The 26993-nt window shown below is 70.7% G+C and carries 27 protein-coding genes; 13 read left to right on the top strand and 14 right to left on the bottom strand.

The features are described from left to right. The first annotated feature begins 1 nt into the window (after window position 1). The 5 genes from M8542_RS11360 to M8542_RS11340 all read left to right on the top strand — a co-directional run bounded on the left by M8542_RS11360 (window position 2) and on the right by M8542_RS11340 (window position 7178). Entirely contained in the window at window positions 2-910 is a 909-nt protein-coding gene (locus M8542_RS11360) for an ABC transporter ATP-binding protein (RefSeq protein WP_257920038.1), read from the top strand. After that, the gene (locus M8542_RS11355) at window positions 907-2460 is read left to right on the top strand and encodes an ABC transporter permease (protein ID WP_257920037.1); all 1554 of its coding nucleotides are present in this window, start codon (window positions 907-909) and stop codon (window positions 2458-2460) included. The genes M8542_RS11360 and M8542_RS11355 overlap by 4 nt, the downstream gene beginning before the upstream one ends. A 181-nt stretch (window positions 2461-2641) precedes the next feature. Beyond that, window positions 2642-4090: an amidohydrolase gene (locus M8542_RS11350; RefSeq protein ID WP_257920036.1), complete on the top strand. Its 1449-nt coding sequence runs from the start codon at window positions 2642-2644 to the stop codon at window positions 4088-4090. 138 nt (window positions 4091-4228) lie between these two features. After that, on the top strand, window positions 4229-6553 hold the full coding sequence (locus M8542_RS11345; RefSeq protein ID WP_257920035.1) for a GH92 family glycosyl hydrolase: 2325 nt from the start codon (window positions 4229-4231) through the stop codon (window positions 6551-6553). Between the two features lie 49 nt (window positions 6554-6602). Next, a complete protein-coding gene (locus M8542_RS11340; RefSeq protein ID WP_257920034.1) occupies window positions 6603-7178 on the top strand; it encodes a TetR/AcrR family transcriptional regulator in 576 nt (191 codons plus the stop codon). On the opposite strand, the gene M8542_RS11335 is transcribed toward M8542_RS11340, so the two are convergent. Both M8542_RS11335 and M8542_RS11330 read right to left on the bottom strand, forming a co-directional pair. Next, complete coding sequence (locus tag M8542_RS11335; RefSeq protein WP_257920033.1) at window positions 7152-7319, bottom strand: DUF397 domain-containing protein; 168 nt, start codon at window positions 7317-7319, stop codon at window positions 7152-7154. The genes M8542_RS11340 and M8542_RS11335 overlap by 27 nt on opposite strands. Before the next feature lie 8 nt (window positions 7320-7327). After that, window positions 7328-8140 carry a helix-turn-helix domain-containing protein gene (locus M8542_RS11330; RefSeq protein WP_257920032.1) on the bottom strand — a complete coding sequence of 271 codons (813 nt, stop codon included), beginning with the start codon at window positions 8138-8140 and terminating at the stop codon, window positions 7328-7330. A gap of 78 nt (window positions 8141-8218) precedes the next feature. On the opposite strand from M8542_RS11330, the gene M8542_RS11325 reads away from it, so the two are divergent. Genes M8542_RS11325 through M8542_RS11315 form a run of 3 tightly spaced genes read left to right on the top strand, consistent with a single transcriptional unit; the run spans window position 8219 to window position 9329 of the window. Further along, window positions 8219-8413, top strand: a complete 195-nt coding sequence (locus tag M8542_RS11325; RefSeq protein WP_257920031.1) for an HC3 family zinc finger protein — start codon at window positions 8219-8221, stop codon at window positions 8411-8413. After that, window positions 8407-8823: a hypothetical protein gene (locus M8542_RS11320; RefSeq protein WP_257920030.1), complete on the top strand. Its 417-nt coding sequence runs from the start codon at window positions 8407-8409 to the stop codon at window positions 8821-8823. The genes M8542_RS11325 and M8542_RS11320 overlap by 7 nt, the downstream gene beginning before the upstream one ends. Before the next feature lie 26 nt (window positions 8824-8849). Continuing rightward, window positions 8850-9329, top strand: coding sequence for a DUF2127 domain-containing protein (locus tag M8542_RS11315; protein WP_257920029.1), 480 nt, complete (start codon window positions 8850-8852; stop codon window positions 9327-9329). Here M8542_RS11315 and M8542_RS11310 read toward each other — a convergent pair. Further along, window positions 9326-10036 carry a PP2C family protein-serine/threonine phosphatase gene (locus M8542_RS11310; RefSeq protein WP_257920028.1) on the bottom strand — a complete coding sequence of 237 codons (711 nt, stop codon included), beginning with the start codon at window positions 10034-10036 and terminating at the stop codon, window positions 9326-9328. The genes M8542_RS11315 and M8542_RS11310 overlap by 4 nt on opposite strands. An 87-nt stretch (window positions 10037-10123) precedes the next feature. Between M8542_RS11310 and M8542_RS11305 the strand changes: the two genes are divergently transcribed. Together M8542_RS11305 and M8542_RS11300 are read left to right on the top strand one after the other, a co-directional pair. Then, window positions 10124-10549: a nuclear transport factor 2 family protein gene (locus M8542_RS11305; protein WP_257920027.1), complete on the top strand. Its 426-nt coding sequence runs from the start codon at window positions 10124-10126 to the stop codon at window positions 10547-10549. Window positions 10550-10618: 69 nt separating this feature from the next. Beyond that, a complete protein-coding gene (locus M8542_RS11300) occupies window positions 10619-11398 on the top strand; it encodes a hypothetical protein (protein WP_257920026.1) in 780 nt (259 codons plus the stop codon). Window positions 11399-11444: 46 nt separating this feature from the next. Here M8542_RS11300 and M8542_RS11295 read toward each other — a convergent pair whose 3' ends face one another. The 7 genes from M8542_RS11295 to M8542_RS11265 all read right to left on the bottom strand — a co-directional run bounded on the left by M8542_RS11295 (window position 11445) and on the right by M8542_RS11265 (window position 17466). Next, window positions 11445-13295 (bottom strand): glycosyltransferase family 39 protein, encoded by a 1851-nt coding sequence (locus M8542_RS11295; protein WP_257920025.1) that lies wholly within the window; start codon window positions 13293-13295, stop codon window positions 11445-11447. Further along, the gene (locus M8542_RS11290) at window positions 13295-14551 is read right to left on the bottom strand and encodes a bifunctional glycosyltransferase family 2/GtrA family protein (protein ID WP_257920024.1); all 1257 of its coding nucleotides are present in this window, start codon (window positions 14549-14551) and stop codon (window positions 13295-13297) included. Before M8542_RS11290 ends, M8542_RS11295 begins: the two co-directional genes overlap by 1 nt. Window positions 14552-14556: 5 nt before the next feature. Continuing rightward, window positions 14557-14853: a hypothetical protein gene (locus M8542_RS11285; RefSeq protein ID WP_257920023.1), complete on the bottom strand. Its 297-nt coding sequence runs from the start codon at window positions 14851-14853 to the stop codon at window positions 14557-14559. 319 nt (window positions 14854-15172) lie between these two features. Continuing rightward, window positions 15173-15802 carry a hypothetical protein gene (locus tag M8542_RS11280; protein WP_257920022.1) on the bottom strand — a complete coding sequence of 210 codons (630 nt, stop codon included), beginning with the start codon at window positions 15800-15802 and terminating at the stop codon, window positions 15173-15175. Beyond that, window positions 15799-16071 carry a hypothetical protein gene (locus M8542_RS11275; protein ID WP_257920021.1) on the bottom strand — a complete coding sequence of 91 codons (273 nt, stop codon included), beginning with the start codon at window positions 16069-16071 and terminating at the stop codon, window positions 15799-15801. Before M8542_RS11275 ends, M8542_RS11280 begins: the two co-directional genes overlap by 4 nt. Window positions 16072-16151: 80 nt before the next feature. Continuing rightward, complete coding sequence (locus M8542_RS11270; protein WP_257920020.1) at window positions 16152-16820, bottom strand: Crp/Fnr family transcriptional regulator; 669 nt, start codon at window positions 16818-16820, stop codon at window positions 16152-16154. A gap of 25 nt (window positions 16821-16845) precedes the next feature. Further along, the gene (locus tag M8542_RS11265) at window positions 16846-17466 is read right to left on the bottom strand and encodes a nucleotidyl cyclase domain-containing protein (RefSeq protein ID WP_257920019.1); all 621 of its coding nucleotides are present in this window, start codon (window positions 17464-17466) and stop codon (window positions 16846-16848) included. 242 nt (window positions 17467-17708) lie between these two features. Between M8542_RS11265 and M8542_RS11260 the strand changes: the two genes are divergently transcribed. Continuing rightward, the gene (locus tag M8542_RS11260; RefSeq protein ID WP_257920018.1) at window positions 17709-18773 is read left to right on the top strand and encodes a helix-turn-helix domain-containing protein; all 1065 of its coding nucleotides are present in this window, start codon (window positions 17709-17711) and stop codon (window positions 18771-18773) included. Then, window positions 18770-19933: a hypothetical protein gene (locus tag M8542_RS11255; RefSeq protein WP_257920017.1), complete on the top strand. Its 1164-nt coding sequence runs from the start codon at window positions 18770-18772 to the stop codon at window positions 19931-19933. The genes M8542_RS11260 and M8542_RS11255 overlap by 4 nt, the downstream gene beginning before the upstream one ends. Before the next feature lie 2 nt (window positions 19934-19935). On the opposite strand, the gene M8542_RS11250 is transcribed toward M8542_RS11255, so the two are convergent. The 3 genes from M8542_RS11250 to M8542_RS11240 form a co-directional block, all read right to left on the bottom strand. Beyond that, window positions 19936-20493, bottom strand: coding sequence for a GNAT family N-acetyltransferase (locus M8542_RS11250; RefSeq protein WP_257920016.1), 558 nt, complete (start codon window positions 20491-20493; stop codon window positions 19936-19938). Window positions 20494-20592: 99 nt separating this feature from the next. Continuing rightward, window positions 20593-22476 (bottom strand): ArnT family glycosyltransferase, encoded by a 1884-nt coding sequence (locus M8542_RS11245; RefSeq protein WP_257920015.1) that lies wholly within the window; start codon window positions 22474-22476, stop codon window positions 20593-20595. A 4-nt stretch (window positions 22477-22480) separates the two neighbouring features. After that, a complete protein-coding gene (locus M8542_RS11240) occupies window positions 22481-24019 on the bottom strand; it encodes a sensor histidine kinase (RefSeq protein WP_257920014.1) in 1539 nt (512 codons plus the stop codon). Window positions 24020-24207: 188 nt separating this feature from the next. Between M8542_RS11240 and M8542_RS11235 the strand changes: the two genes are divergently transcribed. Beyond that, window positions 24208-24762, top strand: coding sequence for a hypothetical protein (locus M8542_RS11235; RefSeq protein WP_257920013.1), 555 nt, complete (start codon window positions 24208-24210; stop codon window positions 24760-24762). 112 nt (window positions 24763-24874) lie between these two features. On the opposite strand, the gene M8542_RS11230 is transcribed toward M8542_RS11235, so the two are convergent. Then, window positions 24875-26977 carry a fatty acid desaturase gene (locus M8542_RS11230; RefSeq protein WP_257920012.1) on the bottom strand — a complete coding sequence of 701 codons (2103 nt, stop codon included), beginning with the start codon at window positions 26975-26977 and terminating at the stop codon, window positions 24875-24877. Window positions 26978-26993: the final 16 nt, after the last annotated feature.

Here is a 26993-nt window from a genome sequence, read left to right as displayed (position 1 = left end):
GATGGCCGAAGCGATCACCGCCGACGGCCTCACCAAGGCGTTCGGCGCGGTGAAAGCCCTCGACGGGCTCGACCTGACCGTCCACACCGGCGAGGTGCACGGGTTCCTCGGACCCAACGGCGCCGGCAAGACCACCACGATCCGCGTCCTGCTGGGGCTGATGCGGGCCGACGGCGGCCGGGCCACCCTGCTCGGCGGCGACCCGTGGACCGACGCCACCGAGCTGCACCGCCGGCTCGCGTACGTGCCCGGCGACGTCACGCTCTGGCCCAACCTCACCGGCGGCGAGGTCATCGACCTGCTGGGCCGGCTGCGCGGTGGTCTCGACACGGCGCGCCGCGCCGAGCTGATCGAGCGCTTCGACCTCGACCCGCGCAAGAAGGGCCGCACGTACTCGAAGGGCAACCGGCAGAAGGTCGCGCTCGTCGCGGCGCTCGCGTCCGATGTGGAGCTGCTGGTCTTCGACGAGCCGACGTCCGGGCTCGACCCCTTGATGGAGGAGGTCTTCCGGCAGGTCGTCGCGGAAGAGCGGGAACGCGGCGACCGGACCGTGCTGCTGTCCTCGCACATCCTGTCCGAGGTCGAGGCGCTGTGCGACCGCGTCACGATCGTCCGGGCCGGGCGCACCGTCGAGTCCGGGACCCTGGACGAGCTGCGGCACCTGGGCCGGATCACGATCGACGCGTCGCTCGCGCGGGTGCCGGCGGACCTGGCGGCGCTGCCGGGCGTGCACGACCTGAGCTCGTACGGCTCGCACGTCCACCTGTCGGTCGACCAGTCCTCGCTCGACGACGTCATGCGGCACCTGGCCGAGGCCGGGCTGCGGAACCTGGTGAGCCGGCCGCCGACGCTCGAGGAACTGTTCCTGCGGCACTACCGGCACGACGAGCCGGTCGGAGCGGCGCGATGACCGGGACCTGGGCGTTGCTGCGGCTGGTGCTGCGGCGCGACCGGCTGCTCATGCCGCTGTGGGTCGTCTGCCTGGCGGCCGCGCCGATGGGCTACCTGTCCTCGATCAAGGCGGCGTACCCGGATGCCGCGTCCCGGCAGCAGTTCTACGACCTCAACGCGTCGAGTGCGACGTTCGTGGTCCGCAACGGGCCGTTGTACGGCTCGTCGGCAGGCAACCTGCTGGCGTGGCAGTGCGGGTTCGTGCCGGTCGTCGTCGGCCTGATCGCGCTGCTCACGGTCGTCCGGCACACGCGGACCGAGGAGGAGGCCGGCCGCCGGGAGCTGACCGGCGCGACCGTCGTCGGGCGGCACGCCGGGCTGGCGGCCGCGGTCATTGCTTCGTGTGGCGCGTGCTTGGGGTACGGGATCCTGGTCGGGCTCGGCGTTTCCGCTCAGGGGGTGCCGCCGGCCGGTGGGCTGGCGCTGGGGCTCGGGTTTTCCTTGGTGGGCTGGGTGTTCACCGGCGTCGGCGCGGTCGTCGCGCAGCTGACGTGGGGTGCGAGCGGCGCGCGGGGCATCGGGATCGGCGTGCTGGTGCTGGCGTTCCTGCTGCGCGCGGCCGGGGACAGCGGTTCGGCGGGTTGGCTCTCGTGGCTGTCGCCGATCGGCTGGGCGCACCGGCTGCGGCCGTTCGCGGGGGAGCAGTGGTGGGTGCTGCTCCTCGGGCTCCTCGCGACGGGCCTCCTGGTGGTCTTGGCCGTCGCGTTGTCGGCGCGTCGCGATCTCGGCGCGGCGTTGCTGCCGGCCCGGCTGGGGCGGGCCGGCGCGCGGGCGTCGTTGCGGTCGCCGCTGGCGCTGGCCTGGCGGCTGCAGCGGGGGACGCTGCTGGTCTGGACCGGGTGCCTCGCGCTGGTCGGGCTGCTGATGGGCGGGGTCGCGCAGAACGTCGCATCGCTGGCGCGGGACAACCAGGCGGTCGCCGACGTGTTCTCCCGCGTCGGCGGCGGGGGCGCGGTGACGGACGCGTACCTGGCGGGCACGATGACGTTGTTCGGCCTCGCGGCGGCGGGGTACGCGGTGCAGGCGACGCTGAAGCTGCGTGCGGAAGAGGCGGCGGGCCGGGCGGAGCCGGTGCTCGCGACGGCGGTGGGCCGGATCGGCTGGGCGCTCGCGCACCTGACGTTCGCACTGCTGGGTTCGGCGTTCCTGCTGGCGGTGACCGGTCTCACGACCGGCGCGGCGTACGGCGCGTCGCTGGTCCCGGCGGCGTTGGCGCAGCTGCCGGCGGTGTGGGTGCTGGCCGGGCTGACGGCGTTGCTGATCGGTTTCCTGCCGCGGTTCGCCGCGGCGGCCTGGGGGCTGCTCGGGGCGTTCCTGCTGGTGTCGCTGGTCGGTTCGGCGTTGCGGTGGAACGATGTGGTGCTGGGCGTCTCGCCGTTCCAGCACCTGGCGCGGCTGCCGGGCGGGACGTTCACGGTGGCGCCGGTGCTCTGGCTGGGCGCGATCGCTCTCGCGATGGGGATTGGCGGCCTGGCGGCGTTGCGACGTCGTGACATCCCGGTGGGATGACCTGCTGAGCGGCAACCGAGGGAGTCGAACCCTGCGCGGCTTGTGAAGGCGGCGCCCATGGACCGGCCCTGACCCTTCGGCGGGCGACGGCTGCCAATGATTACAACGGTCGTAATACCCCGGGTATTTCACTTTGAAGCGTGGCTTCACCCGGACGGGGTCAGCTGGCATGGTGGTCGCCATGGATGATCTCCTGCTGCGCCGCGTCCGGGTGGGGCTCGGCGGGCAGCTTTCCGACGTCCGGGTGAACGACGGCCGCGTCACGGCGATCACCGAGCCGGGCTCGCCCGGGTTCGCGGCGCGGCTGGTCGACGGGCACGGCGGGACGCTGCTGCCGGGGCTGGTCGACGCGCACGTGCACATGGTGCAGTGGGCGACGTTCCGCCGCCGGATCCCCCTGGAGGCGGCGCGGTCGGCGGCCCAGGCGTGCGAGCTGCTGCTGGCGCACCTGCTCGCGACGCCGTCACAGCCGTCGGAACTGGTGGTGGGCGCGGGCTTCCGCGACGGGCTCTGGCCGGACAAGCCGCACAAGGAGCTGTTGCAGCGGGCGCTGCCGGGGCGGGCGGTGGCGTTGTTCAGCGCGGACCTGCACACGCTGTGGCTGAGCCCGGCGGCGCTGAAGCTGATCGGCCGCGACCACCCGACGGGGGTGCTGCTGGAGAACGACTGCATGAGCGCGACAGCCCAGCTCCCGACGGCGGCGATCGAGGTCCAGGACCGGTGGGTGACAGAGGCGGTCACCGCGGCGGCAGCGCGCGGCGTGACGGAGATCGTCGACTACGAGTACGCGGACACGGTGACGGACTGGACCCGCCGGGCCACCCCGGCGGCCCGGGTCTCGTGCGTGATCGCCCGGCACCTGCTGGACCAGACGATCGAACGCGGCCTCCGAACGGGCGACGTCCTCCCGGACTCGGACGGGCTGCTGACGGTGGGCCCGTACAAGCTGTTCGTGGACGGCTCGCTGAACACCCGCACGGCGTACTGCCATGATCCTTATCCTGGTACGGATTCGCCTGGGTTGCTCGAGCTTCCGTTGTCTTCGCTGGTTCCGCTGATGGAGCGGGCTTCGTCCCATGGCTTGATCCCGGCGGTGCACGCGATCGGCGACGAGGCCAACACGATCGCGCTGGACGCTTTCGCGCAGGTCGGTTGTCCCGGCCGGATCGAGCACGCGCAGCTGCTGTCTTCGGCTGATGTCGCGCGGTTCGCGGCTTTGGGCGTGATCGCGGCCGTGCAGCCGGCGCACCAGCCGGATGATCGGGATGTCGCGGATGTTTATTGGGAGGGGCGGACTTCGCGGGCTTTTCCCTATCGTTCGTTGCTCGCTTCGGGTGCTCGGCTGGAGTTCGGCTCGGATGCGCCGGTCGCGCCGTTGGATCCTTGGGACGGGATCGCTTCGGCGGTGTTCCGGACGGATGACGAGCGTCCGGCTTGGCATCCGGAGCAGGCTTTGCCGTTGGTGGATGCGCTGGCGGCGGCTTCGGGTGGGCGTCGGGGGGTTTCGGTGGGAGATGTCGCCGATTTGATGGTGACGGCGGCGGACCCGTCGGGGTTGTCGGCTGGGGATTTGAGGACGTTGCCGGTGACGGCGACGTTGTTGGGTGGGCGAGTGACGCACCTGGTCTGAAGCGCCCCAATGTGGCCTTCGGTGCGTCAGACGCAACCAAGGCCACATTGGGGCGCTTTGGGCCGGGGGGTTGATTTGTCCACCGGACAACGGAAAAGATCCCACCGTGTATGTGACAACGTTGTCAGAAGGAGACGCATGAGAACGCGCGTCCTTGCCGCCCTGCTCGCCGGCGCCACCACGATGGCCCTCGCGACCCCAGCCCAGGCGCAGGTCAGATTCGCCCAAGATCCGACCGCCCTCGTCGACACCTCGATCGGGAACAACGGCGACGGCACCACCTTCCCCGGTGCCACCACGCCCTTCGGGATGGTCCAGCTCAGCCCGGACACCCAGCTCAAGAAGTACGCGTCCTACGACTACGCGCAGGACACCACCCTCGGCTTCAGCCACACCCACCTCTCCGGCGTCGGCTGTCAAACCATGGGCAACGTCAGGCTCATGCCCACCACCGGCGCCGTCACCAGCAGTGATCCCGCGCAGTACGGCGCCAAGTTCAGCCACGCCGACGAGACCCGCAGCCCCGGGTACTACGGAGTCAAGCTCGACAACGGCATCCAAGCCGAGCTCGCCGCCACCCAGCGCACCGGCCAGCACCGCTACACCTTCCCCGACACGGCGACCAGCGAAAACGTCCTCATCGAGGTCGGCGAGAGCAACGGCTACACCTACGCCGGCGACGTCCACGTCGTCGGGGATGACACCGTCGAAGGGTGGCTGCAGGGCGGGAACTTCTGCTGGGAGACGCAGAAAGAGCGCTACAAGGTCTTCTTCAGCGCCAAGTTCGACCGCAAGTTCACGAGCTTCGGCACCTGGACCGACAACAAGCTCACGCCGAACCAGCGTGACGCGAAGCTCGGCTCCCAGCGCACCGGCGCCTGGCTCACCTTCGGCAGCGACAAGAGCCAGGTCGGCGCCTCCGTCGGGCTGTCCTACACCTCCGTCGACGGCGCCCGGCTGAACCGCGCGGCCGAGCAGCCCCGCTCGTTCGACAGGGCCCGGAACCAGGCCCACGACACCTGGGCCGACGAGCTGAACCGCATGCGCGTCGCCGGTGGGACGACCGCCGATCAGCGGACCTACTACAGCGCGCTCTACCGTTCGCTGCTGCACCCGTCCGTCGGGTCCGATGTGGACGGTTCTTACCGCGGCTTCGACGACGCCGTCCACCGCAGCCGGGACACCTACTACCAGATGTTCTCGCTGTGGGACACCTACCGCTCGCAGAACCAGTTGGTCGCGCTCCTGCACCCGGACAAGGCCGCGGACATGACCAAGTCGATCCTCAAGGTCTACCAGGACGGCGGCTGGGTCCCGCGCTGGGCGCTCGCCGGCGGCGAGACGAACGTCATGAGCGGTGACCCCGTCACGCCGTGGGTGGTCGACAACTACCGCCGCGGCATCCTCGACGACCGCACCGCGCGTCAGCTCTTCGACGCGCTGTGGCGCAACGCCAACGAAGTGCCCGCGGACCAGTCGATCTTCCGCGGCCGCGACGGCAACCCGACCTACGTGAAGAACGGCTGGATCGGCTACCAGGACCTCCCGGGCTACACCTACGGCGACACCCGCCAGGCCGGCTCGGCGACCCTCGAGTACGCCCTCGCCGACTGCGCGCTGTCCACCATGGCGCAGGGGCTCGGGTACCGCGACAAGGCCAAGACGCTCGAGGCCCGCTGCGGCAACTTCGCGAAACTGTGGGACACCGGCGTCGAATCCCACGGCTTCACCGGCTTCCCGCGCACGAAGGCCGCGGACGGCACCGGCGTCGGCGACCCCGACCCCGCCCAGTCCACCGGTTTTCACGAGGGCACGCCGTGGCAGTACCAGTGGCTCGCCCAGCAGGACACCGCGAAGCTGTTCGGCCTGATGGGCGGTCCGGCGGAGGCGGAGCAGCGGCTCGACACCTTCTTCGACATGCCGTTGCTGCTCACCGACCCGGCGAAGGCCGCCAAGGACTCGTGGGTCCACGGCGCCTACGACTACCACAACAACTTCGCCTTCAACCCGAACAACGAGCCCGACCTGCACGCGCCCTGGATGTACAGCTGGACCGGGGCGCCGTGGAAGACGTCGGCGGTCATGCGCGCCGCGCGGACGCTGTTCACCGACACGCCCTACGGCATGCCGGGCAACGACGACCTCGGCACCATCTCGTCGTGGCTCATCTTCGGCATGACCGGTGTCTTCGAGGCTCAGCCCGGCTCCGGGACGTACCTGCTCAGCACGCCGATGTTCGAGAGGGTCGAGATCCGCCCGGCCGGCGGCCGCAAGATCGAGATCGAGGCGCCCGGCGCGAGCGCGGCCAAGCTGCAGTACACAAAGGACGTCCGGATCGGACACCGCGGCTACGACCGCAGCTGGATCTCGCACGCGGACCTGCTCCGCGCGGGCAAGATCGAGTTCCGCCTGAGTGACACCCCGACGGACTGGGGCACGAAGTCGGCGCCGCCGGCGATGTGATCGCGTAACGGCCTCCCCGGCGCCCGGGGAGGCCGTTACGATCCCCCGCATGCCGACGCCGGACGCCCGTGAGCGCATCCTCGGAACCGCTTCCCGGCTGTTCGACCGGCACGGCGTGCACGCCGTCGGGCTGCAACGCATCATCGACGAGTGCGACTGCGGCAAAAGCCTGCTCTACACGCACTTCGCCGGCAAGGACGACCTGGTCGTGGCGTACCTGGGCCGGCGCGTCGCCGACTGGGACCGCCTGGTGACCGGCGTCCGGGCGGCTACGCCGGAGCAGCGGCTGGTGGAGCTGGTGCGCGCGGCCGGGGTGCGCGCGACGGAGCCCGGCTCACGCGGGTGCGCGCTGCGGGCGACGCTGGCGGAGTTCCCGGACCGGCGGCACCCGGCGCACCGGGTGGCGGTGGCGCATCTGGTGCGTGCTCGGGCGAAGCTGGGGGAGCTGGCGGCGGAGACGTCGGCGCACGACCCCGAGCGGCTGGCAGACCGCCTCATGACGATCATCGACGGCCTGTACGCGAACGGCCCGCTCTTCGGCGACGACGCGGCCAAGGCGGCGATCGCCTTCGCCGAGGATGTGGTGCGGGCGGAAACTTCAGCGGAGCCGGCGAAGGGCGGCTGACCAGGCCTGACGCGAGAGGGTGAGCTGACCGGAGGTCGGCGCCTTGCTGTCGCGGACGCCGACGGTCCGCTCGATCGCCACCTCCACACAGTTGGTGTCGTCGCCACTGTGGGTGGATTTGCGCCAACCGGCGGTGCCCATCGCTCCTCCTAGCGCGCGGCCTCCGCGATTCGCTCGCGTGAGTGGTCTTCGCTCATCGCCGCCTCGGTGACCACCTTAGCAAGTTTGCGGAATGAAGTGACCTTGTCGGCCGCGGAGAGGAACACACTGCACCGGTGGTGTTCGAGCAGCACGATCGGCGGCCCGGCCGCGTATTCCATGAGCATGAACGAACCCACCCGGCCGGGGTGGAAACCGGCGGTGGCGGGGAGAACCCGCACCGAGACGTGGGGCAGCCGGGAGGTTTCCAGCAAGCGGTCCATCTGATCGGACATGATGTCTTCGTTGCCGACCGTGCTCGCGAGGACTCGCTCGTCGAGTATCGCGTGCAGTGTGACCGGATCGGGGGCGGTGAGCATTTTCTGCCGATCCATCCGCGCCACGACCCGCGCATCCACCTGGTTGACGGAAAGGTTCGAACTTTCGAATATCGCCCGCGCGTAGTCGGCGGTCTGCAGGAGTCCGGGAACGATTCCGATCTCCCAATTCGTCAGCCTTGTCGCACCCTGTTCGCAATGGCTGAGACTGGGCAGATTTGCGGTCACCCAGTCGGGTTCGCGTGCCGACCCTGCCAATTCTAGCAGGTATTTCTGCTTTTCGCCGCGCACTTCGAAAAAACCGAGGATGAGCGCCACGTCCGCGACCGTCGGCAGCCTCAACCCCTTCTCCCACAACGACAGCACCTGCGGCGCGAAGCCGAGGATGCGCGCCAGCTGGCGCAACCCCACTCCGTGCGCTTCGCGTACTTCGCGCAGCCCTGCCGCCAACGCGCGAGCACGTGGCGTGGAAGAAGTCGCTTTCATGGGCCGATAGTACGAAGCGCGTCCATCACCCTCTCGACGTGTTGGTGTCAACCGGGTCGGACAGATTGAATGGTCACCATGTTGAGGTGGCAGCAGGCGGAGGGAAAGCGGCACGCGCTCGACGGGCCGTTCCCGCCGCGTCCGGAAGAACGGTTCGAGACCTTGTGCGGGGAAGAGGTGACCGTCGCGGTGTGCGACGTCCCGCAGCTCGGCGGGAACTGGTTCGACCCGACCTGCGCCGGCTGCCAGGCAGCGTGGCTGGCGCGGTGCTGACCGACGCCGCCCGGGACCAGCGGCTGCTCGACCGCATCCGCGACCTCCACGGCTCGCTGGCGGTCGACCTGGCGTGGCTCGCCCGCACGGTCGGCGACGAGGCGCCCCGGCCCGACATCCTGCGTGACCTGGGGGAACGGCTCGCCGACCTGGGCGCGGACCTCGTCACCCGCGCCGACGAGCTCGACATCCAGGTCCGAGCCACCATCCCGGACCACGGCTGGCTCCCCGAAGCGGGCGCACGGCGGCGCGCACTGGCCGTCGCCCACCAGGTCGGCCCGCACCCCCTCCGGTGCGGGCCGATCTTCCTCGCCGTCTGCGGCGCGGCGTGCTTCCCCTTCTACGGCACCGACCCCTCAGGTCGGACAGCTCGGCACGAACGGTGCGAACGGTGTCTCCAGGTGCGCTGACCTGGCGTTCGTGCTGAGCTGGGGGCATGGCTGAGGCGAAGACGAGCGCGACCGAGAAGTTCTTCCGCGTCGCGATCGCACTCAAAGGGCTCGACGGCGGGCTGCAGGTCGTCGGGGCGCTGATCCTCGCGTTCATCCCGGCATCGACCGTCAGCGGGTTCACCCACGCGGTGATCACCCGTGACCTGCTGGGCGACCCGTCGGGCACGCTGGCGCGGCACCTCGAATCGGCGACCGAGAACTTCCTGCACGGCGACACGAAGACCTTCGCCGTCGTCTACCTGCTCGCGCACGGGCTGATCAAGCTCGCCCTCGTCTGGGCGCTGGCCCGCAAGATCGTCCGCGCGTACCCGGTCGCGGCGCTGGTCCTCGCCGCGTTCGTCGCTTACGAGATCTTCCGGGCGGTGCACACGCACTCGATCGCGCTGCCGTTCTTCGCCGCGCTCGACGTCGTGATCATCGTGCTGGTGCTGCGCGAGTACCGGCAGCTCAGGCGGGAGCGTTAGGCGGCGGTGGGAAATCGCACCGTCGTGCTGACGGCCTCCAGGGGTTCGACGTAGAGGGCCGTCGCGTTGTCCGAGCCGCCGCGGGCCAGCGCCGCTTCCACCAGCTCCGCCGCGCCCTGGCCCGGCTGCGCGAGCACCGCGCGGATGCCGCTGCCGGTGAGCGGCTTGTGGACGCCGTCGCTGGTCAGGAGCAGGCCCGCGCTCGACGTCTCCACCGTGCCGATCTCCGCCGGCTTCGTCGTGCGGACGCTGGTCGTCACCACGTGCTCCATCCGGGGGGTGACCGGCTGGTGGCGGGCGCGGAAGTACTCGGCCAGCGTGTGGTCGGTGGTCAGGCGGCGCAGCGTCGTGCCGTCCCAGGCGTACGCGCGGGCGTCACCGACCCAGGCGATGCGGTAGCCACCGTGTTCGGCCGGCATCGCGACGACGAGCACCGCGTCGCCGGAGGTCTGCTCGCGCACCGCCCGCTGCGCGGCCAGCACGGCCTCGACCGGTCCTTTGTGGACGGCGGTGCGCGCGGCGGCCGCGGCGGCGGTGCGCGCCGAGCGGGCGGCCGCGGGATCGTCCCCGACACCGTCCGCGAGGGCGAACACGATGCCCGGCCCACCGGCGGCGGCGTACGCGCCCACGGCGTCGGCGTTGAGCGAGCGCGGCCCCTGGGCGCTCGCGGTGTGCCAGCGCGGGTAACCCGGTCGTGTGGTGCTCATCGCGGCCTCCTCATCCCCTCTGACCTCCATGATCCGCGCCGAACCTGTGGGCCGTCTGAGACTTTCCTGTGCCGTAGCATCCCCGCCGTGGACGACTACCGGGCGCTGGAAAACCTGATCTACACGTACGCGGCTTTGGTCGACGCGGGGGACTTCACGGGCGTCGGCGAGCTGTTCGCCGGGGGCGCGTTCGCCGGCAGCGGCGGCGTGGCACGCGGCGCGGCGGCGGTCGAGCGGATGCTGCGGGACACGGTGATCGTGTACGAGGACGGCACCCCGCGCACCAAGCACGTGACGACGAACGTCGTGCTCGAAGTCTCGGGGGACACCGCGAGTGCCCGGGCGTACTTCACCGTGCTCCAGGCGGTTCCGGGCCTGCCGCTGCAGACGATCGCGGCGGGCCGCTACGAAGACGGCTTCACCCGCCGCTCGGGCGAATGGGGCTTCACCGAGCGGCGGGTGACGGTGGATCTCGTCGGCGACGTCAGGCACCACCTGAAGCCGATGGAGTAACAGGCTTCCCGCCCCCAGCGACTTCCGTCAGCACGATCTCGGCCTTGGATGAGGGATGGTGGAGGCGACATGCCCGCGTTCGCTGCTGGCGGGGATCCGGTCAGCTGGGTCGTCCACGCTTCTCCAGAAGTGTTGATCAACTTGATCGCTGCCGCCATAGGTGGAGCGATGGTGTGGTTCGCGTCGCAGGTGCGGGGGCGTGTGCGATCGTTCCGCGCTCGCAAGTTCTGGAAATCGATGGGAAGGCGTCGGCCACTCATCGTCTTGGGCACGCCGGACTCCGCATCACTGCTTAGCTGGGAAAAGTCGGGCATGGTGGGCAAAGGCGACATCCTTGCGCTCGTGGCGATTGAGGAGCAGCAGAGGAAGCTCGGCTTCTCCGGAAAGATCGTCGAAGCGAAGGAGCTGAGGTCAGCGGATCTGACGTCAGACTTGATCCTGATCTGCGGACCGGAAGGCAACTCTGTGACTTCCATCATGATGGACAAGCTAGGCGACACGATCTCGTACGAATTCACCGATGATCCGAAGTCCGGCGAGTCAGCGGTGCGTGATCGACGGTCCGGTCGGCTGTGGGTGCCGCAGTACGACGCACACGGTGATCCCACCAACGATTTCGCCTTGATCATCCGGGCCGCGAACCCGCTGGCGCCGGACAACTCGGACATCGTCATCTTGGCGGGCTGTTGGGGTCATGGGACAGCCGCGGCGGCCGAGAAGCTGGGGGATCGGAAATTTCTCCATCGCCAACGGCGTTCCCGGCACTTCGAAGCTTTGGTGGGCACCACCGTGGTCGGTGGTGCCCACTACAACACGGTGGTTCTTGAAAGCCGGGATCTGCCGGAATGACGGGCGCGGCCCCGGCTCTGCACGAACCCGAGGCTTTGCCCGGAACTCAGCCCAGCAGGTCGTAGACCGTCTGGCCGTCGACCGTGGTGGCGGTGAAGTTCGCCGTCACCCACTCGGTGATCTCCGACGAGCCGCCGCCCGGACCGCCGCCCATGCCGCCGCCCGCGATGTAGTACTTGATCTCGCCCGCCGCGACGTACGCCTTGAACTCGGCCAGCGTCGGGGCCGGGTCGGAGCCGCTCCAGCCGCCGATGCCGATCACCGCCTTGCCGCTCGCCAGCTCCAGCGTGGCCGCGCTCTGCGAACCCGTCGTCGCCGCGGCCCACTTCGTCGTCGTCTTGGCCAGCAGCTCGCCGACCGCGCTCGAGGACGAATCCTCACCGAAGCCGCCAGGGCCGCCGCCCATCGCGCTCGACGTCGGGCCGGACGTCGGGATCGAGCCGCTGTGCGCCACCGACGCCGTCTCGACGCCGTACGCGGCCGACGACACCCCGACGGTCAGCACGACCGCCGCCGCGACGACCGCGACCGCGCGCCGCACCGACGGCACACCCATCACCAGCACCGTGCCGACGAGCACGCCCAGCATCGCGACGATCCAGCGCAGCGCCGGGAACCAGTCCGGCGTCCGGTCGAGCAGGATGAACGACCACACGGCCGTGACCACGACCATGCCGGCGAGCGTCGCCCGCGGGCCGAGGTTGTCGCGGCCCTGCCACAGCGCGCGGCCGGAAATCGCGACCAGCGCGGCGATCGCCGGGGCGAGCGCGACCGAGTAGTACGGGTGGACGATGCCGCTCATGTAGCTGAACACCACCGCCGTGACGACCAGCCAGCCGCCCCACAGCACCAGTCCCAGGCGCGTCCGGTCGGTGCGTGGCGCGCGCCGGGTGAACCAGAGCCCGGCCACCAGCCCGATCAGCGCGGCGGGCAGCAGCCACGAGATCTCCGTGCCGAAGCTCGAGCCGAACATCCGGAACAGGCCGGACGCGCCACCGAACCCGGTGTTCCCGCCGCCCATGCCGCCGCCACCGCCGGGCCCACCGCCTTCACCGCCGCCGAAGATGCGCGACAACCCGTTGTAGCCCAACGCGAGTTCGAGCAGACTGTCCCCTTCGGACCCGCCGATGTAGGGCCGCGACGCCGTCGGCCACAGGTCGACCAGCGCGATGTACCAGCCGGCCGAAACGACCAGCGCCGCCACGGCGCCGGCGAGGTGCAGCAATCGCTTGCCCAGCGACGTCGGCGCCGCGATCAGGTACGCCAAACCGAACGCGGGCAGCACCAGGAACGCCTGCATCATCTTCGTCAGGAAGCCGAAGCCGATCGCGACGCCGGCCAGCGCGAGCCAGCCCGGGCTCGCCTTTTCCGTGGCCCGCACGACGAAGTAGGCGCCCGCGACCATGAGCAGCACGAGCAGCGCGTCCGGGTTGTTGAAGCGGAACATCAGCGCGGCCACCGGCGTCACGGCCAGCAGCGCGCCCGCCATCAGCCCGGCTACCGGACCCGCGGTGCGTTTCACCGCCAGGTAAAGGATGCCGACCGACGCGACGCCCATCAGCGCCTGCGGGGCCAGCACGGTGAAGCTCGAGAACCCGAAGATGCGCGCGAAGAGCGTGCCGACCCAGAGCGCGGCGGGCGGCTTGTCGACGGTGAGCACGTTGCCCGAGTCGAGCGAGCCGAACAGCCAGGCCTTCCAGTCCTGCGTGCCGGACTGCACGGCGGCGGCGTAGAAGCTGTTGCCGTAGCCGGACGCGGTGAGGTTCCAGAAGTACAGCACGGCGGTCGCGGCCAGCAGCCCGAACACGGCCGGACGCACCCAGCGCGGCGGCGCGTGCGCGGTGGATTCCTTGCGGTGCCGGGGTTCGGACACCGGGGCGGGCAGGACGGCGGTCATCAGAACTCCTTCTGGGTGGCGGCCTGGCGGCGCGGGTTGAACACCCAGCCGCGCAGGAGCAGGAACCGGAGCACTGTGGCGGCGAGGTTCGCCAGCACGAGCACGGTGATCTCCAGGACCAGGCCAGGGGTGGTGGATCCGTGGAGCAGGGCGAGCGAGCCGCTGGTCAGGGCGAGCCCGAGGCCGAACACGAGCAGCCCTTCGAACTGGTGGCGCCCGGCGCCGGCGCGCCCGCGGATGCCGAAGGTGAGCCGGCGGTTGAGCGCGGTGTTCCCGATCGCGGTGACCAGCAAGGCGGCGAAGTTCGCCGGCTGCGCGCCGACGACCGTCCGCAGCAGCAGGAACAGCACGAGGTAGGCCAGCGTGCTGCTGACACCGATCGCGGCGAACCGCACCAGCTGCGTCACCAGCCGCGGCGGCACCCCGGGGGCTTCGACGCCGATCGGCTGCCTGCCGAGCTGTTCCCGCAGCCGGCTGATGGGGATCTCGCCGGTGAACGTCGCCCGCGTGACGCGCGCGATGCCCTTGAGGTCGGCGGTGGCGGTCTTGATGATGTTGACCGAAGAGTTCGGGTCGTCGACCCAGTCGACGGGCACCTCGTGGATCCGCAGCCCGGCGCGCTGGGCCAGCACGAGCAGCTCGGTGTCGAAGAACCAGCCGGTGTCCTCGACGTGCGGCAGCAGCTCGCGGGCGACGTCGGCGCGGATGGCCTTGAAGCCGCACTGCGCGTCGCTGAACTTAGCGGCGAGCGTGGAGCGCAGGATCAGGTTGTAGCACCGGGAGATGAACTCGCGCTTCGGCCCCCGCACGACTCGCGCCCCCCGGGCGAGCCTGCTGCCGATGGCGAGATCGGAGTGCCCGGACAGGAGAGGAGCGACGAGCGGCCCGAGCGCGGCGAGATCGGTGGAGAGATCGACGTCCATGTAGGCGAGGACGGCGGCGTCGGAGGCCTGCCAGACGGCGTTGAGCGCGCGGCCGCGGCCCTTCTCGTCGAGGTGGTGGACCGCGACTTCGGGGAACTCGCGGGAAAGTCTCTCGGCCACCGGCAGCGTGGCGTCGGTGCTCGCGTTGTCGGCGATGGTGATCCGGTACGGGTACGAGACGTGTTCGGCCAGGTGCGCGTGCAGCCGTCGGATGCACGGTTCGAGGTCGGCCTCTTCGTTGTAGACCGGAATGACGACGTCGAGAACGGGCTGCGGCCCGGCGAGATCGACCGGGACGGTCCCGGGCCGCGATGCGGGGGCGGTGGCTGTCATGCGTCTTACGGTCGCGGGTCCCGCTTTGGTGATCGTGTGATCGCCCTGTGCGCTTCCTGTGCGCCGGTCGCGAGCTTGAGCGAGGTGGGGTGCCAGTGGGCGTGGGCGCCGGTACCAGCGGTTTCCGATAGCAGCACGAGGTCGAGCCGCGGGGTGAGGAAGCCGATGTAGGCCTCGGTGAAGGAGGCGGTCCTGGAGATCGCGCTCGTCGAGCAGGGCCACGACGAGGCCACTTTTGCCGCCGAAGCGGCGGCAGAGGTGTGCCTTTGCCGCCGCCGGCGGTGGCCGGGGATGTCGTCCATGGTGACGGTGTCGACGCCGTGTTCGGTGAAGAGGGTTTCGGCGGCGGGTGAGGGCGCGGAGGCGGTTGCGAAGGGTGAGGGCGAAGCCGGCAACGGCGATCGGACGGTGTGGTCCGGGTACGCGGCGAACCGGGTGCCCGGGCCACCGACCGATTGCTGCCGGCCGGTTCGCCCGGGGCATTGTGGGCCGAGGTCCTATTGGCGATCGCGCCCGGGGGAACGGACAGCCTGGAAAATCCCGGCCGAAGAAGGCGTGGTTTCCGGCGCGGTGGCGACTTGGTCGATGTGGTCGCCACCCCGTCCCCGGAACCGGCTCGGCTCAGCTGTGCACGCGGAGCGGGACCACGTTGCTCGGCAGCACGGACCGGCTTGGCTCGCGCAGGACCTCGGTCGGGCTGATCGTCAGAGTCACGAGGCTCGCGTACTTCGGGTGGCGGTCGACGTACACCTCTGGCGTCCCGCATGCCGCGGCGAGCACGGTGCGATGGCGGTGCAGGTCTTCGAACGCCTCGCGGCCGTACAGCGACACCACGACGTCACCGCCGCGCGGACGCGACCACAGGATCACCGGCAGCCGCCCACCCGGCAAACGCAGCAGCGGGAACGCCGCGCGCAGCCGGTGCTGAAGTCGGATCGCCTGGAGTCGCGTGACGACCTGGCGGCGCCGGAGCACGCCGACGCCGAGCGCGGCGGCGAAGAGCACCGGCGCCCACAGCGCGCCGGCCCACAGCGCGAAAGTCACCACGGCATAGGGGAGCAGCGTCACCGCCAGGATCTCCCAGCGCCAGTGGTAGAGCCGCGCGGCGAACGACGGCCGTGGGGTGGTGGTGCGCATTGGTGTGTTCCTTCCGGTGAGGCGGCGGCGGAGGAATCCGCCGAGGTGAAGGGAAAGGCGTCCGGCGGCGATGCCGAGCACGAGGGCCGCGACGATCGCCAGCCCGGGCGTCATGTCGGGATCCGGTCTTTGGGGGCCGGCTCGGGACGGCGGTCGCGGTCGCGGCCCAGCTGCCAGGTCCAGCGCCAACCCGCCCAGATCGCGATGGCGGACCCGGCCAGGATCAGCGCGAAGGCCTGCCCCACCAGCCCGTCCAGCGGGGCGAGCCGCAGCAGCACCAGCAATGCCCACAGCTGGGAAGCGGTGAACGGGATGACCAGTCCGGCCGCGTAGACGCCACGGCGCCAGCGGCTGGGGCGCGGTGGGGTGGTGTAGGGGTCCATGAGTGCCCTCCTCCTCGGTGGATCCAGCAAACCTCCGGCCGGCCCCGGTCTCTGTGTCAGCTGACACAGAGACCGGGGATTCAGCTCGCCAGTCGTCGAAGTTCGGCCATGCGGTGGATGGTCACCTGCCGTCGGCCTGTGCTGATCACGCCTTGCCGCCGCAGATCCCGAGTCGCGCGGGCCCAAGATGTGCGGGACATGGCCACGGTCATCGCGAGCTCGTCTTGTGTCGCGGGAACCGCGATGTCCACGTCGTCGCCTCGTCGGACCCCGCGTTCAAGGGCCAGCTGCACGAGCTGGGCCGCGACCCGTCGCAGGCCGGATCCGCCGCTCACGTCCTGCCAGTGTTTGTCCGCGTGCATCAGCCGGTCCGCCGTGACCCGCAGCACCGCCCAGCAAACCACCGGGTCCCGGTGGCACAACGCGGTGAAGCGATGGCCCGGGACCTCGAGAACTTCGAGCATCCCTAGTGCCTCGACGGATGCCGAACGCGGCCGGCTGTTGATCGCCGCGAGCTCGCCGACGAGGTCACCCGCGCCGCGAACCGCCAGCAGGACCTCACGCCCGTCCGGGGTCACGCTGGTGATCCGGACGTCGCCGGACAGCACCACGAGCACGGTGCTGGAGCGAGTGCCCTCGGCACACAACCGCTGGGCTTGCTTGACCACTCGCCGCTCGGCCAGTGCAGTCAACGTCTCGCGGCCCGTGTCGCCAAGCAGTTCCCAGAATCTGCGGTTTTCCGCTGTCATGGCTGCCTTCCCTCGGGCGGCCGGGCTATGCGGTGAGTTCTTCGCCGGGCTGTGCCGCGGCCGGGTGGTGGAGCCAGCCGCGGAGGCGTTCGGCGCCGAGCTTGGCGTGCACGGCCTGGGTGAACGCGCGTTGATCGATCCCGGGGTAGCCGTGGCGCACCACCGAGCGGTGGATCTCCTGGGACACCACGAGGACGACCGGTCCGCTGGACTCACGGAGGAAACGCTTCAGCTCGGGAGCGTCGACGAGCCGGCAGGCGATGTCGACGTCCTCGCCGTACAGGCCTCGCGGGTCGCTGTGGACTTCTCCGGCATGCACTGCGACCCGGAGCCGGAAGGCGGACTCCGGCTTCCGGGCGTTGTGGTCGGCGACCAACCGGCTCAATGCCGGCACCACCGTCGCGAGCAGGACCGGTTTCGGAACCTGGTCCAGCGGACGGACCAGGCAGAGCAGCCCGTCTCCTCGGTCGACGAACTTGTCGCGGTAGGCCTGCCTAATGCCTCCGGCCAGGCACGCCCGGTCCACCACGTCGTACAACACGTCCCGCAGTTCTGCGCGGCCGGTGTTGTTCCGGTCGGTCGAGCCTTCGACGTCCACAGCGAGGATGGTGCGGTGTCGCGGCGTTCCGTGTGCTGAAGTGCTCATGGCCGGCTCCCGACTTCAGGTACCAACTGAAATTCAGCTGAACTTCGCTGGTATCTACTGTAAGGTGTGTCGTTGAGCTGTACAAGCCCGTCATCAGCCACTATTGCGGAGACGCCTCTCTGGCAGGGGTGTAGGCACTCTTCGTTCGTGGATAGAGAGGGGGTGGCGTCACGACTAGGCCATTCGTGGGTACAATGGCATCTTCACCTTCGGGACTGAAGTTCACTGAAAGGCGGCGAATCGTGTCTTCAACCGAGTCGCGGCCTGCACTAGCACGGCGGCTCAAGACACTGCGGACGCGTCAGTGGTCCGATGCGCAGATCACCCAGGGTGCACTCGCACGTGCCTTGGGTGGGAGCAAGGCACTCAGTGTCTCGCTCATCTCGTCGTGGGAGAACGTGGATCGCCCGGTCGCGCCGCCGGTCAATCGGCTGGAGGACTACGCCACCTTCTTCGCGACCCGCAAATCGGTCGACGGTGAGCGGATCCGGCTGGTCGAGGTCCACGAGCTGTCCGAGGCCGAGCAGGCGCACCGGGCCAGCTTGCTCGCTGAGCTGCTCTGGCTGCGTGACGGCGACACCGGAGTGGCAGCCGGCTCGTTGGGTGACCTTTGGCGCTTTCCGGTCGGGCAGGACATCACGATCGTCTGCGCGGAGCTGCCGCGGGAGCTCCGCGCGAACCCGGGGTATGCGGATCCGGAGAGTCCCGACTTCATGGCTCTGTACAACTACGCCGACCCTGATGCCTTGATCGAATTGTTCGGCCATGTCCGGGCGGTCAACCCGGAGAACCAGGTCAACTTCCACACGACCGAAGAGCTGCAGCCCGACCACTACACAGCGAACCTCGTCCTCCTGGGCGGTGTGGACTGGAACAGCGTCACCCGCGACCTGCTCGATCGGGTCGAGCTCCCGGTCGAGCAGGTGCTGCGCGACGATGACCTGGGGCAGCGAGGCGGATTCCGGGTACGCCGCGATGGTCAGTTCGAGACGTTCGAGCCGGTCTTGGACGGCAAGCGGCTCGTCGAAGACATCGCGCACTTCTATCGTGGGGTGAGCCCGTTCAACCAAGAGCGCACGGTTTCCGTATGTAACGGTATGTACGGTCGTGGAACCCTCGGCGCTGTCCGGGCCTTGACGGACAAACGCTTCCGAAATCGCAATCAGGAGTACGTCGAGGGCCGCTTCGGCTTGACGACGTCGTTCAGCATCATCAGTCGGGTACGGGTCGTGCAAGGCCAAGGTCTGACGCCCGACTGGACCTTGTCCGACGATCGGCTGCACGAATGGCCGGAGGCCACCTCATGACCATCGCTATGACGAACCCGGTGTCGGTGCCTGGTGTCAAACCCTCATCCCTGCATCATGACTCTCATCGAGAGCTGCTTTTCAGTCTCGATGAGCGCGGGGTGGCGCCGGCCCGGCCGGATGCGATCGTCGTGCCTCATGGCCGCTCTGCCGCTTATCTCAAGCATGCGATCGCCGCCACCAAAGAGCTGAATACCCGGCTGATCGTGCTGTGCAGCGTCCGGGCGAGCGCGACCGAAGCGATCTTGGCCGCCAAACGAGCCGGTGTGCAGATGACCGCCTTGGACTTCAGGCTGCTTCCCGCGCGCCTGGTGCCGGAGTTCAGGATGGACAGCCTGTTACGCGGTGACCGATTCCACCGCGCCACGGATACCAGCTCCAAACGCAACCTCGCGCTTCTGCTGGCGCTGTTGTCGGGCTGGGAAAAGATCGTCTATCTGGACGATGACATCGTGCTGCCGCAGCCTGATGATCTCGGCCGGGCCGCCCGTCTGCTGGATCGGTTCCCAGTGGTGGGTCTGAACAATGCCGGCATGCCCGATAATTCGGTCGTCTGTCATGCCCGTCGCGACGCCGGGGGCACCCAGGACACCTTCGTAGGTGGCGGTGCGCTCGCCGTCGGACGTTCCGCGTTCGACTCGTTCTTTCCCAACATCTACAACGAAGACTGGTTTTTCCTGCTCGGCGAGCAGGGGCTGCGCCCTACCGGAGTGATCGGAACGGCGCGCCAGGAAGACTACGACCCCTATCGCGACACCCGGCGCGCACGCTCCGAAGAGCTCGGCGACACTCTGGCCGAAGGTGTGTTCGGCTTACTGGATGCGGGACGCGGACTCGACCAAGCCACCGAGGCCTACTGGCGCCGGTTCCTGAAGGACCGGCGCCGGCTCATCGACGAAACCATCGAGCAGGTTCACGACGCGATCATCGAACCCGGGCAGCGCGCACGCATGGTGGACGCGCTGAAGGCGGCCATCGGCCGCAACAAGCTGATCGAGCCGGCCCTCTGCGTGCAGTACATGCAGGACTGGCGCCAGGATCGGGCCGACTGGCGCCGCCACTGCCGGCTGCTCACCACTAAGCATCGCCGCGCGGTGGGTGACTTCGACAAGGTGCTCAACGTACTCGGCCTGGGCTCGCTCGCTCAGCACAGCGGCTGAAATCACGCTCGGCCGAGGCTGCCGATCGAGGTCTGCGGCGACCGGGGACACAGCAGGTCGCCCGCGAGTTCTTTGACAAAAACGTGACACCATTCCGGTTCCCGGACGACCTCGCCGCCGGGTCGGACCGATTCGGCATAGCAAACCGCCACGCCATGCCCCCAGTCCTGGTATCCCAGGCGGCGGTAGAGGCGCGCGGCGCGCCGGTTGTCGGTCCGGACGGCGAGAGCGACCCTGTCGTGCCCGCGTTCCACGAGGTGCTGTTCGGCCGCTCCGACCATCGTGCGGCCGATACCCCGGCTGCGCAGCGGCGCGACCACCTCGATGTGGGTGAGCAGCGGCACCGACGGCAGGCAGGCGGCGATCTCCGGTTCTTCGGCCTGTTCGAGCCACAGATAGATGACGCCGACGGGAATGTCGCCCAGCCAGGCCGTGAACAAGACGCCCAGCCCGTTTTCCTGGCGGAGGTAGCGCTCCACGAAGTAGGCACGATTTCCCAGCGTGCCGACAAGCGCAGCGAGGTCCGCGTAGCTGGCCGGCCGGATACCGAGGTCGGTCATCAACGGGCGCTCCCATCCGCCGGGTACTTCCAGTGTGCCGGAGGCGAGCCGGAGTTGACCAGGTCATAAGGTTGGGACCCAGTTTTTGTCGCTTTTCTCTCAGCGGGCCAGGTCGTAGACCGTCACTCCGTTGATCGTCGATGACGGGTAGTGTGCGGCCACCCACTCGGCGATCTGCTGGGCCGCGTCCGAGCCGGTCGAGCCCTGCATCGTCATGCCTTCGCCGAGGAAGTAGTGGATCGCGCCGCTCGCGACGTACTGCTGGAACTGCGCCAGCGTCGGGTACGGGTCCGTTCCGTTGAAGCCGCCCACCGCCATCACCGGGGCGCCGCTCGCCAGCTGGTAACCGGCGGCCGAGTTGGACAGGACGGTTGCCGCTGTCCAGGTGTAGCGGGAAGCGTCCTGCTTCAGCAACGCCGTGAGCTGCGCGCCCGGCAGTGTCGTGCTCAGCAGGGACCCCGGGCCGCCGCCGCGGCCGCCGCCCGGACCGCCGCCGAAACCGCCGGGGCCGCGGCCGCCGCCGAAGCCTGACGTCGGGCCGGCCGACGGGATTGCGCCGCTGTGGGTCGTCGCGGCCGTTGCCAGTGCGTACGCGCCGGTGCCCGCCAGCAACACCACCAGTGCGAACGCGGCCACCGCGCGGGCGGCCCAGCGCGTCAGGTGCGCGGCGAAGAACAACGCGACCGCCGCCAGCAGCCCGCCGACCAGCACCGCCGGGGCCAGCCACGGCTGCCACGAGGAGTCCGTCAGCAGCAGGTACGTCGTCAACGCCGTCAGCGCGACGCCGCCGCTGAGGAGCCCGGCCGCCGCCGGGTTCGCGCGCAGCCGCCACAGCTGGACCGCCGCCGTGCCGACCAGTGCGGCGATCGCCGGGGCCAGCGCCACGGTGTAGTACGGGTGGATGATCCCGCCCATGTAGCTGAACACCAGCGCCGTCACCAGCAGCCAGCCGCCCCACAGCAGCAGGGCCGCCCGCGACCGGTCCGTCCGCGGCGCCCGGCGCGTGAACCACAGCCCGGCGCCGAGCGCGAGCAGCGCCGCGGGGATCAGCCAGGCGATTCCGCCCGCCATCTCGCTGCCGAACAGCCGGGTCAGGCCGGTCGAGCCCCAGCCGCCGCCGTTGCCTCGACCTCCGCCGCCGACGCTGCCGACCTCGTCGCCGGTGATCCGGCCGAAGCCGTTGTAGCCGAAGACGAGCTCCCACAGCGAGTTCGTCTGGGACCCGCCGATGAAGGGCCGGTCGGCCACCGGCCACAGCGCGACGACCAGGAGGTACCAGCCCGCCGCCGCGATCGTCGCGGCCAGCGCGCCGAGCAGGTGCAGCAGCCGCTTGCCGAGCGAGACCGGCGCGGCGACGAGGTAGGCCACCGCGAACGCCGGGAGCACCAGGAACGCCTGCAGCATCTTGGCCAGGAAGCCGAACCCGACCGCGACGGCGGCCAGCGCCAGCCAGCGCGGGCTCGCCTTCTCGATCGCCCGCACCACGCAGTACGCGCCGGCGACCAGCAGCAGCACGAGCAGCGCGTCCGGGTTGTTGAACCGGAACATCAGCGCCGCGGCCGGGGTCAGCGCCAGCACGAGGCCGGCGACCAGCCCGGCGGCCGGGCCGGACGTCCGCTTGACCGTCGCGTGCAGCAGCCAGACCGAGCCGACGCCCATCAGCGCCTGCGGGACCAGGACGCTCCACGCGTTGACCCCGAACAGGCGCGCCGACAGGCCCATCACCCACAGCGCGGCCGGGGTCTTGTCGACGGTGATCGCGTTCGCGGCGTCGCTCGAGCCGAAGAACAGCGCCTTCCAGCTCTGCGAACCCGCCTGCGCCGCGGCCGAGTAGAACGCGTTGGCCCAGCCCGAGGCGCCGAGGCCCCAGAGGTAGAGCACCGCGGTGCCGAGCAGGAGGACGACCAAGGCAGGTCGGTGCCAGGTTCGGCGGGCGGGTTGGGACGGAGTCACCACGGGTTCGCGTGATGCGAGAACGGTCATGCGCTCAGCTTCCGGTCTCCAGCTGGGGCAACGTTGTGCCGATGCTGTGCACTCGCTGTGCGGGCACGGCTACCGGCAGCCGCACCTCGAACTCCGTGCGGCCGGGGCGGCTGTGCACCTCGATCGTGCCGTGGTGAGCCACCACGACCGCGCAGGCGATCGCCAGCCCGAGCCCGGTGCTGCCGGCCGTGCGGGAGCGCGAGGAGTCGCCGCGGGCGAACCGCTCGAAGACGTCCGGCAGCAGGTCCGGCGCGATGCCGGGGCCGTTGTCGGTGATCGTGAGCACCGCGCTGCCGTCCGCCGAGCGGCCGAGCGCGGTCACCACCGTGGTGCCCGGCGGCGTGTGCGTGCGGGCGTTGGCGAGCAGGTTGGCCAGCACCTGGTGCAGCCGCTGGACGTCGCCGAACACGAGCACCGGGTCCGGCGGCAGCTCGAGGAGCCACCGGTGCTCGCGCCCGGCGACCTGGGCGTCGCCGACGGCGTCGGCGACCAGCCGGGTGAGGTCGAGGTCGCGGACGTCGAGCGGGCGGCCCGCGTCGAGCCGGGCGAGCAGCAGCAGGTCCTCGACGAGCGCGCTCATCCGGACGGCCTCGGACTGGATCCGGCCCATCGAATGCGCGACGTCGGGCGGCACCAGCGCGCTGCCGCGGGCGGCCAGCTCGGCGTACCCGCGGATCGCGGCCAGTGGCGTCCGCAGCTCGTGGCTGGCGTCCGCGACGAACTGGCGCACGCGGATTTCGCTGTCGTGCCGGGCTTCCAGGGCTTGGGCGACGTGGCCGAGCATGAGGTTCAGCGCCGAGCCGACCTGGCCGACCTCCGTCCGCGGGTCGGTGTCGGACTCGGGCACGCGGATGGACAGCGCCACCTGGCCGCGGTCGAGCGGCAGCTCGGTGACCCGGCCGGCCGTCGCCGCGACGCGGTCGAGCGGGCGCAGCGTGCGGCGGACCGCGAACGCGCCGAGGAAGGCCACGCCGAGCACACCCGCGGCGGCGACGCCGAACAGGATCAGCCCGACGGTCGGCAGCGTGTCGGTGACCGGCTTCATCGGCAGGCCGGTGACCACGACCGTGGACGTCCCGGGGACGGTCAGCGCCATCAGGCGGTAGTCGCCGAGGTCGTCGAAGGACACCGCGTGCGGCTTGCCGTCGGTGGGCACCGACAGCATGACGGCCTGCTGGGCCGCGGTGAGCTGCAACCGGTCGCCGTGCTCGGAAATGCTGTCGTCGTGGACGAGCCGCTGCCCGGAGAAGGTGCCGCTCACCGTGCCGACGTTCTGCCCGAGCGGGTGCTCGCCCGCCTGCCCCTCGGGCTGCTGGCCCGCGTCCGGCGGGTGGGCGTTGCTCGCGAAGCCGAGCGAGCGGCCGGCCGCGGCCGAGAGCTGCTGGTCGATCTGGCGGGTGAGGAAGATGTCGAGCGCGAACTCGCTGACCACGCCGACGATCAGGCACACCACGGTGAGCAGCACGACCATCGAGCCGGTCAGCTTCGCGCGCAGCGAAAGCCGCCCCCGGCTGGGGGACGACGAAGCGGTTCGCGCGGCCATGGAGCCAGCGTCCGTCCGCGCCGTGTGTGCGGGTTGTGTGCTGCCTGTGAGGCGCCTGTGGGGTGACCGGCCCGTGGCGCGTTGCCCGATTCCTCCGGTCACAGGAACGGCTGACGGCAGGCACAGTCCGCGCACAGTGAGCGGCTCCACCGTGGATCGCACCGAAGCACCTTTTCAAGGAGACCACGATGACCACACCGCAGGCACCGTCCACTTCGGACCAGACGTGGGGTGCGGCGCCCGCGCCGGGCACGCCGTCGAAGCCGGGCTGGTCCCCGGGCAAGAAGATCGCGGCGGGCGCCGTCGCGGTGGCGATCGTGGCCGGTGGGGGAGCGGCGATCTGGGCGGCTTCGTCGTCGTCGTCCGCGGCGACGGACACCCAGGCGGGCCCGGGCGGCGGCATGACGGGCGGCCCGGGCGGCTCCGGCGGCTTGGCTGCCGCGCTGCACGGCGAGTACGTGGCCTCGGACGGAAACGGCGGCTACGTCACGAAACTCACCCAGACCGGCGAGGTGACCGCGTTGAGCGCGACGTCCCTGACGGCGAAGAGCGACGACGGGTTCTCGAAGACGTACACGATCACCTCGGCCCAGGCGACGGGCCTGGCGACGGGCGACACGGTGACGGTGGTGGCGACGGAATCCGGCGACACGGCGACGGCGACGTCGGTCACCGACGGCGAGTCCGGCCCCGGCCAGGGCCAGCTGCCGGGCGGCGGCCAGGGCACCCCGCCCACCGGCTGACCCCTCGGGTTTCAAGCGCCCCAATGTGGCCTTGGTTGCGTCAGACGCACCGAAGGCCACATTGGGTGCGTCTGACGCACCGAAGGCCACATTGGGGCGCTTGGGGCGTGGGTCAGCGGCGGTCGTAGTCGACCGCTACCTCCGGGGTTGTCGCGCGGGCCCGGCAGGTCAGGATGCGGCACGACGCCGCGTCGTCCTCCGTGAGCGCGTAGCGGACGTCCATGTCGACCTGGCCGTGCAGCAGCGTCGCCTGGCACGTGCCGCACGCGCCGCCCGTGCACGAGTACGGCACCTCGAGCCCGGCCCGCAGAGCCGCGTCCAGCACCGTCTCGCCGGGGCCCGCCGCCACCGACGTCGACGCGCCGCCCAGCGTCACCGCCACCCGGGCGGCGAGGCCCGCCGGGTCGCGCAGGGGCGCCGCGCCGCGGAACAGTTCGAAGTGGACGTTCTCCTCCGGGACGTCCGCGTCGGCCAGGGTGCGGCGCACCAGGTCCATCAGCCCGCGCGGCCCGCACAGGAACCACTCGTCGACCTTCGCCGGGTGCAGGCGGCCCTGCAGCAGCGCGCGCAGGCGCGTCCCGTCGAGCCGGCCGCGCTGGTACCGCTCGTGCGAAATGGCGAGGGCCTCGCCGATCGTGTCGAACTGCCGGGGGCGGTGGGTGTGCAGGTCGGGGTCGCGCTCGTCGGTGCGGTAGTGCACCACGTGCAGCCGGCCGCCGAAGCCTTCGGCGAGTGCGCTCAGCTCGCGCGCGAAGAGCGTCGTCGCGCCGGAAGTGTTGACGTACAACAGGGTCGCGCGGCTGTGCGGCTCCGCGGACAGCGCGCTGACCAGGATGGACAGCACCGGCGTGATGCCGCTGCCGGCGGCCATGGCGACGTAGTGGGCGGTCCGGGCCGGGTCCGGTGTGAGCGTGAACCCTCCGGACGGCGGCAGCACGTCGAGGAAGTCGCCGGCGGCCAGCGTCGTGGTCGCGAAGCCGGAGAACGCCCCGCCCGGACGCCGTTTCACCGCGATCCGCAGCTCCCCGGAGTCCGCCGGCGCGCAGATCGAGTACGTGCGGCGCACCGGCTGCCCGTCGAGCACGGCGCGGACCGCGACGTGCTGGCCCGGGGTGAACCGGAACTCCGCCGCCAGCTGCGGCGGGACGTAGAAGGTGAGCGCGACGGCGTCCGCGGTCAACGCGCTGATCTCCCGCACCCGCAGCCGGTGGAAGCGGCTCGGCCCGAGCGGCGGCGGGGCGGGCGCGGGCACGGTGACCTCGGGGGTGACTTCGAGTCCGACCGCCATCCGGTACTCCTCCGCCGTCAGGTCCCGCCCCCAGGCGGTGCTGATCGGGACGTCACGGGCCAGGTAGGCCTCGCGGTTCTCCAGCCAGACCCGCCGGTAGCGGTGGAACGGCACGGCCGGGTGCAGGTGGTGCACCAGGTGCAGGTTCTGGGCCAGCAGCGCCGGGGTCAGCAGCCGTTCGAGGCCGATGCGGACGCGGGTGGTGCCGAACCGGCCGCCGCACGTGGCCGCGGCGGGCAGGCCGTGGTGCGGCAGCCAGCCGAACGCCCAGGCGAGCAGGCCCAGCCCCAGCCGTTGCGGCAGCACGTACACCAGCAGCAGCTCGACGCCGTGGCCGTTGGCGACCAGCGCCACCGCCGCCGACAGGGCCGCGGCCAGCACCACGACCGTCTCGGCCAGCTCCTGCGGTGGCCGGGTCCGCAGCCGGGCGAAGTAGCAGCGCGCGTAGGAGAAGTCGAGGGTCAGCCAGCGCAGCGGGAGCTGCCAGCGCGGGCCGCGCGACGTCCAGGCGTCGGGGTCGGTGTGGCCCGCCGCGTTCGTGTGGCGGTGGTGCTCGCCGTGGACGAACCGCAGCGACGGGAACGACGCGTACGCCGCGACGAACGGGACGGCGAGCCGCCCGAGCACCTCGTTGACCCAGGTCAGCTTCCCGGCGCAGTGGTGCGCCGACTCGTGCACCACCGTGTACATCGCGAACGTGACGGCCGTGTTCAGCAGGACGGTCACGACGGCCGGCACCAGCCCGGCGAGCAGCAGCCAGGTCGAGGCGCCCCACACGGCCAGCCCACCGGCGAACAGCGTCAGCGCCGGCAGCGAGACGGCGGGCAGCGGGATCCGGGGTGCGGGCACCGCGCGGGCGCGCACCAGCCCGGACGCGGGCGCCGCCACGGTGGCGGACCCGATCGGCTGCGTGACGGCGGCGGTCATCGAGGGCGTCTCCTCG

This window comes from Amycolatopsis iheyensis, from assembly GCF_024703995.1.
GTDB lineage: Bacteria > Actinomycetota > Actinomycetes > Mycobacteriales > Pseudonocardiaceae > Amycolatopsis > Amycolatopsis iheyensis.
Note: the sequence above shows the minus strand (reverse complement) of the source record. Positions and strands in the feature narration are given on the sequence as shown.